The following is a 13828-nucleotide window of genomic DNA, read 5'->3' as shown; positions in this document are numbered from 1 at the left end:
ACTGAGCACATGATTGACGTCAATGACATGGCCCCCGACTTCACCCTCCCGGCGACGGGTACGCAGGACATAACCCTTTCAGAGTTGCGCCCTGCCCCGGTGGTTCTCTTTTTCTATCCACGCGACAACACTGCCGGCTGCACGCGCGAGGCGATCGAGTTCACCGAGTCGCTCGCAGCCTTCAAGGCAGCTGGTGCGAAGGTGTTTGGCATTTCCAAGGATGGCTTGGCCTCGCATGAGAAGTTCATTGCCAAAAAAGATCTCGGGATGCCGCTGCTTTCGGATGAGGATAGCGATGTCTGCGAGACCTATGGCGTCTGGAAAGAAAAGAAGATGTACGGCAAGACCTTCATGGGCATTGAGCGCAGCACTTTCTTAATTGATGGTGATGGTCGGATCGAGAAGGTCTGGCGCAAGGTTAAGGTTGATGGCCATGTCGCCGAAGTCCTTGAGGCGGTGACCGCGCTGTGACTGACCTGACCCTGTCTGAAATGGCGGTCGAAGTCTTGACCACCGCCGATGGGCGCGCAAAGACCGCGCTTTCTCACAAGCATGCGGCCACTTGGTTCGCGGCCCGCGCGCGGGGCGAGACGATCGAAATCGGTCACGCCAGCCCACCGCTGCGCCCTGCACGCCCGGAAAAACCAGAACTATTGTCGCCACGCGACGTGCCCCGGCGCAGACCCGGAAGTCCTGAGGGCCGCATCGCACTTCTCCACGCAGTGGCGCATATCGAGTTGAACGCGGTGGACCTTCACTGGGACATCATCGCGCGCTTTACAGACACGCCGATGCCGGTTGGTTTCTATGATGACTGGGTGAAATCAGCAGACGAAGAATCCAAGCATTTCAACCTTATATGCGACTGCCTTGAAGCCATGGGGAGCCACTATGGCGCGCTCGCCGCGCATGCCGGCATGTGGCGCGCCGCCGAAGATACGGCCGAGGACTTCCTCGGTCGACTCGCGGTTGTGCCCATGGTGCTCGAGGCGCGCGGGCTTGATGTCACCCCCGGCATGATCAAGATTTTCGAGAAGGCCAAAGAAGAACAGACGCTTGAAGCGCTGCGCATTATCTATGCCGAAGAGGTTGGTCATGTGGCCTATGGAGCCAAGTGGTTCAATTTCCTTTGTGGCCGCGACAACCTCGATCCGAAATCGGAATTCCACGCCCTCGTGCAGCGCTATTTCCACGCGAACCTGAAGGCGCCGTTCAACGAGGAAAAGCGTGCGGAAGCCGGTATTCCACCCGATTTCTACTGGCCGCTCGCCGACGAACTGCCACCGCCCTACGCCCGTTGATCGGCAAGTCCTTGCCCATGCGCGTTTTAATCCTGTTGCCCAATCGGCTCTGTATCGGCAAAAACCTTGCTCGTGTGGGCCTGAATGGGTAAGACCCCTACGTCGGGGTGTCATGCGGCCCCGCATCGACGACAGGGACAAGGACGATAGCATTGAGAACGCGGCTCGCGATAAAGATGAATGCCTTTCTGGAACGCTACTTCCCGGAACGCCGCCTCTTCCTCCGCTCCGAGACCGATACGAGGTTCATTCGCCTGCGCCCTGCAACGCAGATCATGGTCTTCCTCGGCAGTTCCGGCATCGTGGCTTGGGCCATCATTGCGACAGCGATCCTTCTCATGGATTCGATTGGCGCCGGGAACTTCCGTGAACAGGCCCGTCGTGACCAACAGACATACGAACAACGCCTGAACGACCTCTCTGATGAGCGCGACGCCCGCACCGAAGAGGCGTTGGCAGCACAGGACCGGTTCAACTCGGCGCTGGCACAGATTTCCGAAATGCAATCCGAGCTTCTGGCCTCCGAAGCGCGCGGTCGGGAACTCGAAACCGGTATCGAGGTCATTCAATCGACATTGCGCCGCACGATGAAGGAACGCGATCTCGCCCGGCTTGAAAGCGAAAGCCTGCGCAGCAATGCCAGCGGTCAGAACACGCTGATGGCGGCGGGCTCGCAAACCGGCAATGACATGGTGGATGCGCTTGCAGCAGCGCTCGAAGAAACCGCGACACAGCGCGACGAACTGATCCGCAACGCCGAGGCCGCAATCGAAGCCGAAGAAGCGATGCGCCTTGAACTTGCCCTGATGGAAGAGAAAAACGACCGCATTTTCAGACAGTTGGAAGACGCGATGACGGTGTCAGTCGCGCCGCTTGAGAAAATGTTCAAATCCGCCGGTCTCGACACGGACGCGCTCATCAATGAGGTGAAGCGCGGCTATAACGGTCAAGGCGGCCCGATGATGCCCCTGTCTTTCTCGACAAAAGGCGGCGAGATCGATCCCGAAGCGCAGCGCGCCAACCGCCTGCTCGACCGGCTCGACGCTCTGAATACCTACCGCATTGCGGCAGAAACCGCGCCCTTCTCGATCCCGGTCAAGAGCGCCTATCGCTTTACCAGCGGCTTTGGCATGCGCTGGGGTCGGATGCATAAAGGGTCGGACTTTGCAGCGAAGCACGGAACTCCGATCTATGCGACGGCGGACGGGGTTGTGGTCCATGCCGATTGGCTTTCGGGCTATGGCCGTCTCGTAAAGATCAAGCACGATTTCGGGATCGAAACCCGTTACGCGCACCTATCCAAGTTCCGCGTGAAGAAAGGCCAAAGGGTCTCGCGCGGAGACCATATTGGTGATATGGGCAACTCTGGTCGCTCGACCGGAACCCACCTCCACTACGAAATTCGGCTCAATGGTCGTGCCGTGAATCCGATGAACTTTATCAAGGCTGGAAGAGATGTTTTCTAAGAGCAAAATCAACGAACCTGCACCGAAATCCGAGGATCCGGCCAAGCCCGCAGCGGCCGATGCCGCACCGAAGCCTGCGGCTCCGGCTCCGTCGAGCGAGTTCAAGGCCTCCGCACCCAAGGCGAAACCGCCGGCATCGGTGCTGTCCTCTGACCTCCACATCAGCGGCAACCTCAAGACGACCGGCGATATTCAAGTCGAAGGCACCGTCGAAGGCGATATCCGCGCGCACCTGCTGACCGTTGGCGAGAACGCCACGATCCGCGGCGAAGTCATCGCCGATGACGTGGTCGTCAATGGCCGCATCGTGGGTCGCGTGCGTGGCCTCAAGGTGCGCCTGACCTCGACCGCACGTGTCGAAGGCGACATCATCCACAAGACCATCGCCATCGAGAGCGGCGCGCATTTCGAAGGTTCGGTGCAGCGTCAGGACGACCCGCTTTCGGCAGGCGCCAAGAAAGCCGCTCCGGCCCCGGCGGCCAAGCCTGCACCGGCGGCAAAACCGGCTGGCAACGGTTCCTGATCTTAACAGATTTCTGGACATTTCGAGACGCCGCCTTTCTTGGGCGGCGTTTCTTTTTTGTCGTAACCTCTCAAAGAGTTAACGGCGAAATGGCGCATCTGTATCGCGTCGGTATCACGTCGGTATTGCGTCAGTGCCATTTCGCGCGCCCGTCGATTTGTTAACCTTTGCCTCCAGCCACAAAAAAGGGGGCCGCAGCCCCCTTCCCGTCTCTTTCAATGTGGGGCCGATCACTCGGTCACGGTCACCTTGACCATGCGGTCTGGCTGACCATAGACGAGACCATTCGGCCCCTCGCCGCGCTTGATCTGGTCAACCACATCCATGCCCGAGGTCACTTTGCCGACGACAGTGTAGTTGCCGTTCAGGAAATAGCCTTCGTCGAACATGATGAAGAATTGCGAGTTCGCAGAGTCCGGTTCGTTCGAGCGGGCCATGCCAACGACGCCACGGTCAAAGGGGGTCTCGGAAAACTCGGCCGTGAGGTCCGGGTAGGACGATCCGCCGCGTCCGGCATAGCGCATGTCGAAATCATCATCGAGCACGCCATGTTCCACATCGCCCGTCTGGGCCATGAAACCCTCGATCACCCGATGAAAAACCACGTCATCATAGGCGCCATCTTTGGCAAGCGTCGTCAGGCGCTCGGCATGGCCGGGGGCGATGTCTTCGAGAAGGTCGATGACCACTGTCCCATTGGCGCCAGGGCCGGAGATTTCGATCTCGAGGCCAGTGGCCAGAGCCGGGCTGGCGAGAAGGGTCAGAGCGAGCGCGGATTTAAGCATCTGCATCGGCCGCCACCTTTACAGAGACCATGCGGTCAGGTTGCGCAGGCGGCTCGCCACGTGTGATCGCATCAACAAGTTCCATACCCGCGATCACGCGGCCATAGACAGTATATTGGCCGTTGAGGAAGTGGTTGTCGCTGAAGTTGATGAAGAACTGCGAGTTTGCGCTGTCGGGCATGGCCGAACGGGCCGCGCCGAGCGTGCCGCGATCATGCGGGATGCGCGAGAACTCGGCCTTGAGGTTCGGCAGGTCCGAGCCACCGGTTCCTGCGCGGCGCAGATCAAAGTCTTTTTCCATGTTGCCGTTGGCGACATCACCGGTCTGGGCCATGAAGCCGTCGATCACGCGATGGAAGGCGACGTTATCGTAGGCACCGGAGCGCGCCAGTTCTTTCATGCGGTCGCAATGGCCGGGCGCAATATCGGGCAGCAGTTCAATGATGACGGTGCCGTCTTTGAGTTCCATCAGGATGGTGTTTTCGGGGTCTTTGATCTCGGCCATGGGGCCCTCCTGTCATTCATGTTGCGTGATAGTTAATCACCGGCCAGCAGAAAGCCAAGACACCGCATTGACGGTTAGGGTGTTTCCTATATGAAACGGGGCGAGCGCATTGTGAAAGACATCAGGGAGGAACCCCATGCCTTGGAAAACACTCGACGAGATGGATCTCGCCGGAAAGCGGGTCTTGACCCGTGTGGACATCAATGTGCCGGTCGTGGACGGCGTCGTGACCGACGCCACGCGCATTCAACGGATCGTACCGACGGTCAAAGACATTCTCGCTGCGGGCGGCAAGCCGATCTTGCTCGCGCATTTCGGGCGCCCCGGCGGTGAACGGCGCGAGAACCTGTCTCTCAAACAGCTTGTGCCGACGCTTGAGACCGCCTTTGGTGTTCCGGTCGCTTTTGCCGCCGATTGCGTTGGCACCGAGGCCGAGCTTGCCACCGAGACGCTTGGCGCAGGCAAGGTTCTTCTTCTCGAGAACACGCGCTTTCATGCAGGTGAGACAAAGAACGATCCGGCCCTGACCGACGCCATGGCCAAGCTTGGCGAAATCTATTGCAACGATGCCTTCTCGGCGGCGCACAGGGCGCATTGTTCGACCGAAGGTCTTGCGCACAAGATGCCCGCCTGTGCAGGGCGCCTCATGCAGGCCGAGCTTTCGGCGCTTGAAGCTGCGCTTGGCAAGCCGAACCGGCCTGTGACGGCCGTGGTCGGGGGGGCGAAAGTGTCGACCAAGCTCGAGCTGTTGTCGAACCTTGTTGAGAAGGTCGACAATCTGATCATCGGTGGCGGGATGGCGAACACCTTCCTCGCGGCCAAGGGGCTCTGCATCGGGAAATCGCTGGCCGAGTTGAACATGACCGACACGGCGAAAGAGATCATGGACAAGGCCGAAGGCACAGGCTGTAGCATCGTGTTGCCGAGCGACGTTGTGGTCGCGCGCGAGTTCAAGGCCCATGCGGACAACGAGACGGTGCCGGCGGATGCCTGCCCCGAGGATGCAATGATCCTTGATGCCGGAGCACAAAGTGTGAAGACGATCACCGCCGTGCTTTCGGCGTCGCATACTGTGATTTGGAACGGACCGCTTGGCGCCTTCGAGATCGAACCTTTTGACACGGCGACCAATGCCGCTGCGCTTGTTGCGGCGGCGCTGACCAAGTCAGGTGGAATCATTTCTGTAGCCGGGGGCGGCGACACGGTCGCGGCGCTCAACGCGTCTGGCGCAGCCAAGGACTTCAGCTATATCTCGACGGCAGGCGGTGCGTTCCTCGAATGGATGGAAGGCAAAGCCCTGCCGGGTGTGGCCGCGCTCGAAGGATAGGGCCGCCCTGCCCCGAATTCAGAAGCCCGGCGCAGATCGTTAGCGCCACCAGAATTGCATGATGCGCCCCGCTCCCGTAGAAGCGGGGCGCATTCATTTCGCAACTGCGGCAGACAAGAAATTCAAGGGCGGACCCGGCATGACCAAGCAAGCACAGATCGAACAGATGACCAGCGGCGCAGGTTTCATCGCCGCGCTGGACCAATCGGGCGGTTCCACCCCGAAAGCGCTGCGACTTTATGGCGTGGAAGAGGATCAATACGGCTCGGAAGCCGAGATGTTCGACATGATCCACGCCATGCGCGCACGGATCGCCAAGGCGCCGGCATTCAGCGGCGAGAAGGTGATTGGCGCAATCCTGTTCGAGATGACCATGGAACGCGAGATCGACGGCAAACCAACCGCGACCTATATGTGGGAAGAGCGCGGGGTGGTGCCGTTTCTGAAGGTCGACAAGGGGCTGGCCGAGGAAGCAAACGGCGTGCAGGTGATGAAGCCGATGCCTGAGCTCGACGCGCTTCTGGGCCGCGCCGTGAAGGCGGGGATCTTCGGCACCAAGATGCGTTCGGTCATCAACGCGGCGAATCCGGAAGGGATCAAGGCGGTCGTGGCGCAGCAATTCGAGGTTGGCCAAGAGATTCTTGGCCATGGGCTCGTGCCGATCATCGAGCCGGAAGTGACGATCTCGATCGCAGATAAGGCACAAGCGGAAGACATCCTGCGGGCCGAGTTGGTCGCGCATCTCGACGCGCTGCCGGAGGGACAGAAGGTCATGCTCAAGCTGACGCTGCCGGAGGTGGAGAACCATTATAAGGCGTTGGTCGATCATCCGAAGGTGATGCGTGTTGTGGCGCTTTCGGGGGGCTATAGCCGTGAGGAGGCCAATGACCGCCTGTCGCAAAACACTGGCGTCATTGCATCGTTCAGCCGGGCCCTGACCGAAGGGCTCACAGCGGATCAGTCGGACGCGGATTTCAACGCCACCATCGCGGGCACGATCGAGAGCATCTATGCGGCCTCCGTGGCGGGCTAAGAGAGCCTCTCCAGAAATCTGAAGTTATTGCTCCCGTCGGATGCCTCCGGCGGGAGTATTTTCTTCAGAGAAGACCCCCTGCCCCTATCCGAGGCGCGTAAGGATGGCGTCGGTGTCGAGACCGGTGACGCTTCCGGCGATGGTGCCGCGTTGTCCGGTCAGGCGCGAAGTGATGTAGCCTTCGACCACGGGCGCGGGCGCAGACTGCATGAGCGCCGCCGTGGTGAGGAGCGAGGCGAGGCTTTCGGCGAACCAGCGCGCCTCTTGTTCAGTGGGGATACCTTGCCAGCGGGTGCGGTGTTGGTTGAGGACGGCATCATAGCGCGGATCGCGGCCCTTGGCGGCGTCGAGCACGGCGTCGAGCGCCTCGACGGCAAGTGGTTCGCGCGCCAATGTGCGCAGGATGTCGAGGCAGATCACGTTGCCCGAGCCTTCCCAGATCGAATTCAGCGGCGCTTCGCGGTAAAGCATGGGCATCGGCGTGTCCTCGACATAACCCATGCCGCCAAGCACTTCCATCGCCTCGCCAATGACCGAGATACAGCGTTTGTTGTTGAGAAACTTGGCCAACGCGACGCCAATCCGAGCAAGCGCGCGGCTCTCGTCGTCGGTCTTGTCGAAGGTGCCCGCCATGAACATGGCGACAGCCAACGCGCCTTCCCAATCAAGCGCGAGATCGGCCAGAACGGCGCGCATGAGCGGCTGGTCAATCAGGCGGCGTTGGAAGGTCGAGCGGTGCGAGACCCAATGATGCGCCTCTGCAAGGGCCGCGCGCATGAGGCCCGCGGGGGCAATGGCAGTGTCGAGGCGGGTATGGTGGACCATCTCGATGATCGTGCGCACACCGCCGCCCTCATCGCCAAGGCGATAGGCGAGCGTGTCGTGGTATTCGATCTCGGAGCTGGCATTGGCCTTGTTGCCGAGCTTGTCCTTGAGACGTTGCAAACGCATGGAGTTACGCTCGCCCTCGAGCCAGCGCGGCACGAGGAAACAAGTCAGCCCGCCCTCGGCCTGGGCCAAGGTCAGAAAGCCGTCGCACATCGGCGCGGAGCAGAACCATTTATGGCCGCGCAGGCGGTAATGGTCACCGTCGCGATGGGCAATGGTCGAATTGGCGCGCACGTCAGAGCCCCCCTGTTTTTCGGTCATCGCCATGCCCATGGTCGCGCCCGCTTTCTCTGTAATCGGGCGGGTCGAGGGATCGTAGAGGCCCGACGCAAGGCGCGGCGCCCAGATTTTCTCAAGCTCGGGGTTGTGACGCAGGGCCGGCACGGCGGCATAGGTCATGGTCATCGGACAGCAAGCGCCCGGCTCGACCTGGGCCATCATGTAGGAGACGACCGCGTGCGTCGCATGGCCGCCCGGTTTGCCGTCCCAAGCGGCAGAGGCATAGCCCGCCTCGAGGCCGGCCTTCATGACGGTGTGATAGCCGTCGTTGAAGGCCACCTCGTCAAGCCGACGCCCGCCCCGGTCGAAGAGAACGAGGCGCGGCGGGTCGCGGCGGGCGTCTTCGCCTGCGGCAATGAGGCTCTCGTCCCCGAGCGCCGCGCCGGTTGTGGCGAGCGTCTTAGTGCGTGCGCCTGCTGCCGTTGCCGCATCGCGCAGGGGCGCATCCTCAGCCCAAAGATCACGCGATCCGCGCAAAGACGGTTGGTTCATCACCTCGTGGGTTTCAAGGTGGCTTGCAGCTTCGGATTGGCTCATTCGGGTCTCCTCCCTTTTCGCGGCCATGCTAGGGGCGCAAGGCGCGCGATGGCCAGCGTAGCGTTGCGTCAAAAACAAGGGCCGAGGGGGATTCACACGGCGAATCACTTATGGCATAGTGATTCGCAGAAGCTCGCAAAGGGCTCGCAAGAGGCAGAAATGACAGCACAAAAAAACCGTCCCGCGATTGGTGCGCTCCTGTTTTTCGGAGTGGCGTTTGCGCTTGCCTCGATCTTTACCTTTGCTGCCGTGCAGGGCGACTATGGTCTCTTCCGACGCGTTGAGGTCGAAGCCGAAAAAGCCGTTCTGAAAGAGGATCTTGCACGGCTTCAGTCCGAGGTCACGCGGATGGAGAACCTCACCCAGCGGCTGAGCGATGACTATCTCGATCTCGACCTTCTCGATCAGCAGGCGCGCGATGTGCTTGGCCTGATCCGCTCGGACGAGATCGTTATTCGCTAACCCCTCCCCTAGAATTTGACAGCATTTCTCTGCTGGTATCGCGCCAGTGGAAAATTTTCTCTCGCATGTCATACGCGATTGCGATATGTTTTTGTTTAACGTTAAACTATTTTCCTCATAGGAGGTGAGACATGGCTGCCAAACGGCCTGCGAAGAAGACGAATGTCTCGGGTGACGAACTCAAGCAATATTACCGAGACATGCTTTTGATCCGTCGCTTTGAAGAGAAAGCCGGACAACTTTACGGGATGGGCCTCATTGGCGGTTTCTGTCACCTGTATATCGGTCAGGAAGCGGTTGTTGTCGGTCTTGAGGCCGCGGCAGAGGAAGGCGACAAGCGCGTGACCTCATATCGTGACCACGGGCATATGCTTGCCTGCGGAATGGACCCGAATGGCGTCATGGCCGAGTTGACGGGGCGCGAGGGCGGCTACTCCAAGGGGAAAGGCGGCTCGATGCACATGTTCTCCAAGGAAAAGCACTTCTATGGCGGTCACGGCATCGTCGGCGCACAGGTGCCGATCGGCGCGGGCCTCGCCTTTGCCGACAAATACAAGGACAACGGCCGCGTGACATTCACCTATTTCGGCGATGGCGCGGCGAACCAGGGACAGGTCTATGAGACCTTCAACATGGCGGCGCTTTGGGATCTTCCGGTGATCTTTGTCATCGAGAACAACCAATATGCCATGGGCACGGCGCAGCAGCGGTCGACCTCGACCCCGGACATTCACACGCGCGGCGAAGCCTTTGGCATTCCTGGCGAAGCGGTCGATGGGATGGACGTTCTTGCCGTCAAGGAGGCGGGCGAACGCGCTGTGGCGCACTGCCGCAAGGGCAAGGGGCCCTATATCCTTGAGGTGAAGACCTATCGCTATCGCGGGCACTCCATGTCGGACCCGGCGAAGTATCGCACCCGCGAAGAGGTGCAGAAGATGCGCGAAGAGCGCGACGCGATCGAACATGTGCGCGCGCTTCTGCTTGAAGGCAAGCACGCCAGCGAGGACGACCTCAAGGCGATCGACAAGGACATCAAGGCCGTGGTCAACGCCAGTGCGGACTTCGCCAAGGACAGCCCGCTACCCGCGCTCGAAGAGCTGTGGACCGACATTTACGCCTGAGACGACGGAGAGATTTGAAAGATGGCTATTGAAATTCTGATGCCTGCCCTGTCGCCGACGATGGAAGAGGGCACGCTTGCAAAATGGCTCGTGAAAGAGGGGGACGAAGTGTCCTCGGGCGATATTCTCGCCGAGATCGAGACTGACAAGGCGACGATGGAATTTGAAGCGGTGGATGAAGGCGTGATTGGCCAGATCCTCGTGCCGGAAGGCACAGAGGGCGTAAAGGTCAACACCGCCATTGCGACGCTTCTTGAAGAGGGCGATGCGCCCGACGCGACCCCGAAGAGCGCCTCTGCGCCTGCGGAAGAGGACGCGGCCCCTGCCCCGGCAGCCGCTGTTGCGGCCGCGCCGGACGCGCCCAAGGCTGACCTCAGCCCGGATTGGCCGGAAGGCACCGAGATGAAATCGCAGACCGTGCGCGAGGCGCTGCGCGACGCGATGGCCGAAGAGATGCGCGGCGATGACAGTGTTTATCTCATGGGCGAGGAAGTTGCCGAGTATCAGGGCGCCTACAAGGTCTCGCAGGGCCTTCTCGACGAGTTTGGCGGCAAGCGCGTGATCGACACGCCGATTACCGAACACGGGTTTGCCGGGATCGCCGTGGGCGCGGCCTTTGGTGGCTTGCGGCCCATCGTGGAGTTCATGACCTTCAACTTCGCCATGCAGGCGATTGACCAGATCATCAACTCGGCGGCGAAAACGCTCTACATGTCTGGCGGCCAGATGGGCGCGCCGATGGTGTTCCGCGGCCCGAACGGTGCCGCCGCGCGCGTCGGCGCACAGCACAGCCAGGACTACGCCGCATGGTATGCGCAAATCCCTGGCCTCAAGGTCGTGATGCCCTATTCGGCATCGGACGCCAAAGGCCTTCTCAAGACTGCGATCCGCGATCCCAACCCGGTGATCTTCCTTGAAAACGAGATCCTTTATGGCCGCAGCTTTGACGTGCCGGTGATGGATGATTTCACCGTCCCGTTCGGCAAGGCGCGTATCTGGCGCGAAGGCTCGGACGTGACCATCGTCTCTTTCGGGATTGGCATGCAATACGCGCTTGAAGCGGCCGAAAAACTTGCCGAAGAGGGCGTCGAGGCCGAGGTGATCGACCTGCGCACGCTGCGCCCCATCGACTATGACACGGTGCTCGCCTCAGTGATGAAAACCAACCGCTGTGTCACTGTCGAAGAGGGTTGGCCCGTCGGGTCGATCGGCAACCACCTGTCGGCGACGATCATGGAGCGCGCGTTTGATTATCTCGACGCGCCGGTGATCAACTGCACCGGCAAGGACGTGCCCATGCCCTATGCGGCGAACCTCGAGAAACACGCGCTTGTGACGACCGACGAGGTTGTCGCGGCGGTGAAACAAGTCACTTATCGCTAAGGAGACGCGGACATGCCTACTGAAATTCTCATGCCCGCCCTGTCGCCGACCATGGAGGAAGGCACGCTTGCGAAATGGCTCGTGAAGGAGGGCGATACGGTCTCCTCGGGCGATATTCTGGCGGAGATCGAAACCGACAAGGCCACGATGGAGTTCGAGGCCGTGGATGAAGGGGTGATCGGCAAGATCCTCATCGAGGACGGCAGCGAAGGGGTAAAGGTCAACACCGCCATCGCCGTGCTTCTTGAAGAGGGTGAAAGCGCTGACGACATCGACACCAGCGCCCCGGCGAAAGCCGCAGCGCCAGCATCGGATGCGGGGTCTTCGCAGGCCCCTGCCGAGGCCGCGTCGAAACCCGCAGAGGCCAGCGCCGCACCTGCCGCACCTCAGGCCGGGGATGGCTCGCGCATCTTTGCCTCTCCGCTCGCCCGCCGCATCGCCGCCGACAAGGGCGTCGATCTTGCCGCGCTCAAAGGCTCCGGCCCGCGTGGGCGGATCGTCAAGGCCGACGTGGAAGCGGCGCAGCCCGGCACGAAGGCAGCCGCCGCGCCAGCCACCGCCGCACCGGCCTCTACTTCGGCCCCTGCCCCCGCTGCCGCGCCGACCGGCCCCGACACGGAGACCGTCAAACGCATGTATGAAGGGCGCGGCTATGAAGAGGTCACGCTCGACGGGATGCGCAAAACGATTGCCGCGCGGCTTTCGGAAGCGAAGCAGACCATTCCGCATTTCTACCTGCGCCGCGATATCAAGCTCGATGCGCTTCTCGCGTTCCGCAGCCAGATCAACAAGCAGCTTGAAGCCCGTGGCGTGAAGCTCTCGGTGAATGACTTCATCATCAAGGCCGTGGCCAACGCGCTTCAGCAAGTGCCGGATTGTAACGCTGTCTGGGCCGGGGATCGGGTGTTGAAGTTGAAACCTTCGGATGTGGCCGTGGCGGTCGCTATCGAAGGCGGACTGTTTACGCCGGTTCTCAAGGACGCGGACATGAAGACGCTTTCTGCGCTTTCGACCGAGATGAAGGATCTCGCCGCTCGCGCCCGCGAACGCAAGCTCGCGCCGCAGGAGTATCAGGGCGGCACCTTCGCGATCTCCAACCTCGGTATGTTTGGCATCGACAATTTCGACGCCATCGTGAACCCGCCCCATGCCGGTATCCTTGCTGTGGGCTCGGGGGTGAAGAAGCCCGTGGTGGACGCTGAAGGCAACCTGAGCGTGGCGACCGTGATGTCGGTCACCATGTCGGTCGACCACCGTGTGATCGACGGCGCGCTTGGGGCAGAGCTTCTGAAGGCGATTGTCGAGAACCTCGAGAACCCTGTGACGATGCTCGCCTGATCGCGAGTCACGGAAAAAACAAAAGCGCCGCAAGATGTTGCGGCGCTTTTTTCATGTCTGGATGTCGGTCGATCAGTCGAACATCTGATCCATTTCGACCGAAGGGTGTTCGCACCCCGCTTCGCCGACAATCTTGGCCGGGACACCGGCAACCGTCGAACAGGGCGGCACTTCTTCGAGCACCACGGAGCCGGCGGCGATGCGGCTGCAATGGCCGACCTTGATATTTCCGAGCACTTTCGCCCCTGCCCCGATCAACACACCATCGCCAATCTTGGGATGGCGGTCTTCTTCTTCCTTGCCGGTGCCGCCAAGGGTCACAGAATGGAGCATGGAGACATTGTCGCCGACGACAGCCGTCTCGCCAATGACGATCGAATGGGCGTGGTCGATCATAATCCCCTTGCCGATGCGGGCGGCAGGGTGAATATCGATGCCAAAGATTTCCGAGGTACGCATCTGGATGAAATAGGCAAGGTCATAACGCCCTTGTGTCCAGAGCCAGTGGCCGATGCGATAGGCCTGAACGGCCTGATAGCCCTTGAAATAGAGGATCGGCTGCAAGAGGCGGTGGCAGGCCGGGTCGCGTTCATAGATTGCCATGAGGTCGGCGCGCGCGGCTTCGGCAAGGGCCGGTTCGGCGGCAAAAGCCTCGTCCCCGATCTCGCGCAGGATCACCATCGACATCTCGTTCGACGACAGCTTGGCCGCAAAACGGTAGCTCAGCGCGCGTTCGATGGATTTATGGTGGAGGACACAGGCATGCACGAGACCGCCCATGATCGGCTCATCCTGAACCGCCTGTTGCGCTTCGGTCGTGATCTGTTGCCAGACCGGGTCGATCTTGGTCAATTTCGCGCGGGTTTCAGCCATGGCGTCC

The 13828-nt window shown here is 60.9% G+C and carries 14 protein-coding genes; 10 read left to right on the top strand and 4 right to left on the bottom strand.

What is annotated here, in order from left to right; all coding sequences use genetic code 11:
- The first annotated feature begins 9 nt into the window (after nucleotides 1–9).
- The 4 genes from R1W01_RS12190 to R1W01_RS12175 all read left to right on the top strand — a co-directional run bounded on the left by R1W01_RS12190 (nucleotide 10) and on the right by R1W01_RS12175 (nucleotide 3290).
- Nucleotides 10–471, top strand: a complete 462-nt coding sequence (locus R1W01_RS12190; RefSeq protein ID WP_297756965.1) for a peroxiredoxin — start codon at nucleotides 10–12, stop codon at nucleotides 469–471.
- A 20-nt stretch (nucleotides 472–491) separates the two neighbouring features.
- Nucleotides 492–1301, top strand: a complete 810-nt coding sequence (locus tag R1W01_RS12185) for a ferritin-like domain-containing protein (RefSeq protein WP_297757200.1) — start codon at nucleotides 492–494, stop codon at nucleotides 1299–1301.
- A gap of 152 nt (nucleotides 1302–1453) precedes the next feature.
- A complete protein-coding gene (locus tag R1W01_RS12180) occupies nucleotides 1454–2767 on the top strand; it encodes a M23 family metallopeptidase (protein ID WP_243613050.1) in 1314 nt (437 codons plus the stop codon).
- Nucleotides 2757–3290, top strand: coding sequence for a polymer-forming cytoskeletal protein (locus R1W01_RS12175; protein ID WP_243613051.1), 534 nt, complete (start codon nucleotides 2757–2759; stop codon nucleotides 3288–3290). The genes R1W01_RS12180 and R1W01_RS12175 overlap by 11 nt, the downstream gene beginning before the upstream one ends.
- A 230-nt stretch (nucleotides 3291–3520) precedes the next feature.
- Here the strand turns inward: R1W01_RS12175 and R1W01_RS12170 are convergent, their stop codons facing one another.
- Both R1W01_RS12170 and R1W01_RS12165 read right to left on the bottom strand, forming a co-directional pair.
- On the bottom strand, nucleotides 3521–4075 hold the full coding sequence (locus tag R1W01_RS12170; protein ID WP_297757197.1) for a peptidylprolyl isomerase: 555 nt from the start codon (nucleotides 4073–4075) through the stop codon (nucleotides 3521–3523).
- A complete protein-coding gene (locus R1W01_RS12165) occupies nucleotides 4068–4580 on the bottom strand; it encodes a peptidylprolyl isomerase (protein WP_297756962.1) in 513 nt (170 codons plus the stop codon). Before R1W01_RS12165 ends, R1W01_RS12170 begins: the two co-directional genes overlap by 8 nt.
- 136 nt (nucleotides 4581–4716) lie before the next feature.
- Between R1W01_RS12165 and R1W01_RS12160 the strand changes: the two genes are divergently transcribed.
- On the top strand, nucleotides 4717–5907 hold the full coding sequence (locus R1W01_RS12160; protein ID WP_243613053.1) for a phosphoglycerate kinase: 1191 nt from the start codon (nucleotides 4717–4719) through the stop codon (nucleotides 5905–5907).
- Between the two features lie 139 nt (nucleotides 5908–6046).
- Nucleotides 6047–6940, top strand: coding sequence for a fructose bisphosphate aldolase (locus tag R1W01_RS12155; RefSeq protein ID WP_297756958.1), 894 nt, complete (start codon nucleotides 6047–6049; stop codon nucleotides 6938–6940).
- 84 nt (nucleotides 6941–7024) lie between these two features.
- Here the strand turns inward: R1W01_RS12155 and R1W01_RS12150 are convergent, their stop codons facing one another.
- A complete protein-coding gene (locus R1W01_RS12150; RefSeq protein ID WP_297756956.1) occupies nucleotides 7025–8644 on the bottom strand; it encodes an acyl-CoA dehydrogenase family protein in 1620 nt (539 codons plus the stop codon).
- 159 nt (nucleotides 8645–8803) lie between these two features.
- Between R1W01_RS12150 and R1W01_RS12145 the strand changes: the two genes are divergently transcribed.
- From R1W01_RS12145 to R1W01_RS12130, 4 genes are all read left to right on the top strand, one after another.
- Nucleotides 8804–9106 (top strand): FtsB family cell division protein, encoded by a 303-nt coding sequence (locus R1W01_RS12145; protein WP_243613056.1) that lies wholly within the window; start codon nucleotides 8804–8806, stop codon nucleotides 9104–9106.
- A gap of 131 nt (nucleotides 9107–9237) precedes the next feature.
- The gene (gene pdhA / locus R1W01_RS12140; RefSeq protein WP_243613057.1) at nucleotides 9238–10227 is read left to right on the top strand and encodes a pyruvate dehydrogenase (acetyl-transferring) E1 component subunit alpha; all 990 of its coding nucleotides are present in this window, start codon (nucleotides 9238–9240) and stop codon (nucleotides 10225–10227) included.
- A 21-nt stretch (nucleotides 10228–10248) separates the two neighbouring features.
- Nucleotides 10249–11610 (top strand): pyruvate dehydrogenase complex E1 component subunit beta, encoded by a 1362-nt coding sequence (locus R1W01_RS12135; protein WP_243613058.1) that lies wholly within the window; start codon nucleotides 10249–10251, stop codon nucleotides 11608–11610.
- Nucleotides 11611–11622: 12 nt separating this feature from the next.
- A complete protein-coding gene (locus tag R1W01_RS12130; RefSeq protein WP_297756952.1) occupies nucleotides 11623–12948 on the top strand; it encodes a pyruvate dehydrogenase complex dihydrolipoamide acetyltransferase in 1326 nt (441 codons plus the stop codon).
- Between the two features lie 72 nt (nucleotides 12949–13020).
- On the opposite strand, the gene cysE is transcribed toward R1W01_RS12130, so the two are convergent.
- Nucleotides 13021–13821 carry a serine O-acetyltransferase gene (gene cysE, locus R1W01_RS12125; protein WP_243613060.1) on the bottom strand — a complete coding sequence of 267 codons (801 nt, stop codon included), beginning with the start codon at nucleotides 13819–13821 and terminating at the stop codon, nucleotides 13021–13023.
- Between the last annotated feature and the right edge of the window lie 7 nt (nucleotides 13822–13828).

This window comes from Shimia sp. FJ5 (assembly GCF_032918335.1).
Classification (GTDB): Bacteria; Pseudomonadota; Alphaproteobacteria; order Rhodobacterales; family Rhodobacteraceae; genus Shimia; species Shimia aestuarii_A.
This window is presented reverse-complemented; position numbering and strand designations above follow the sequence as displayed.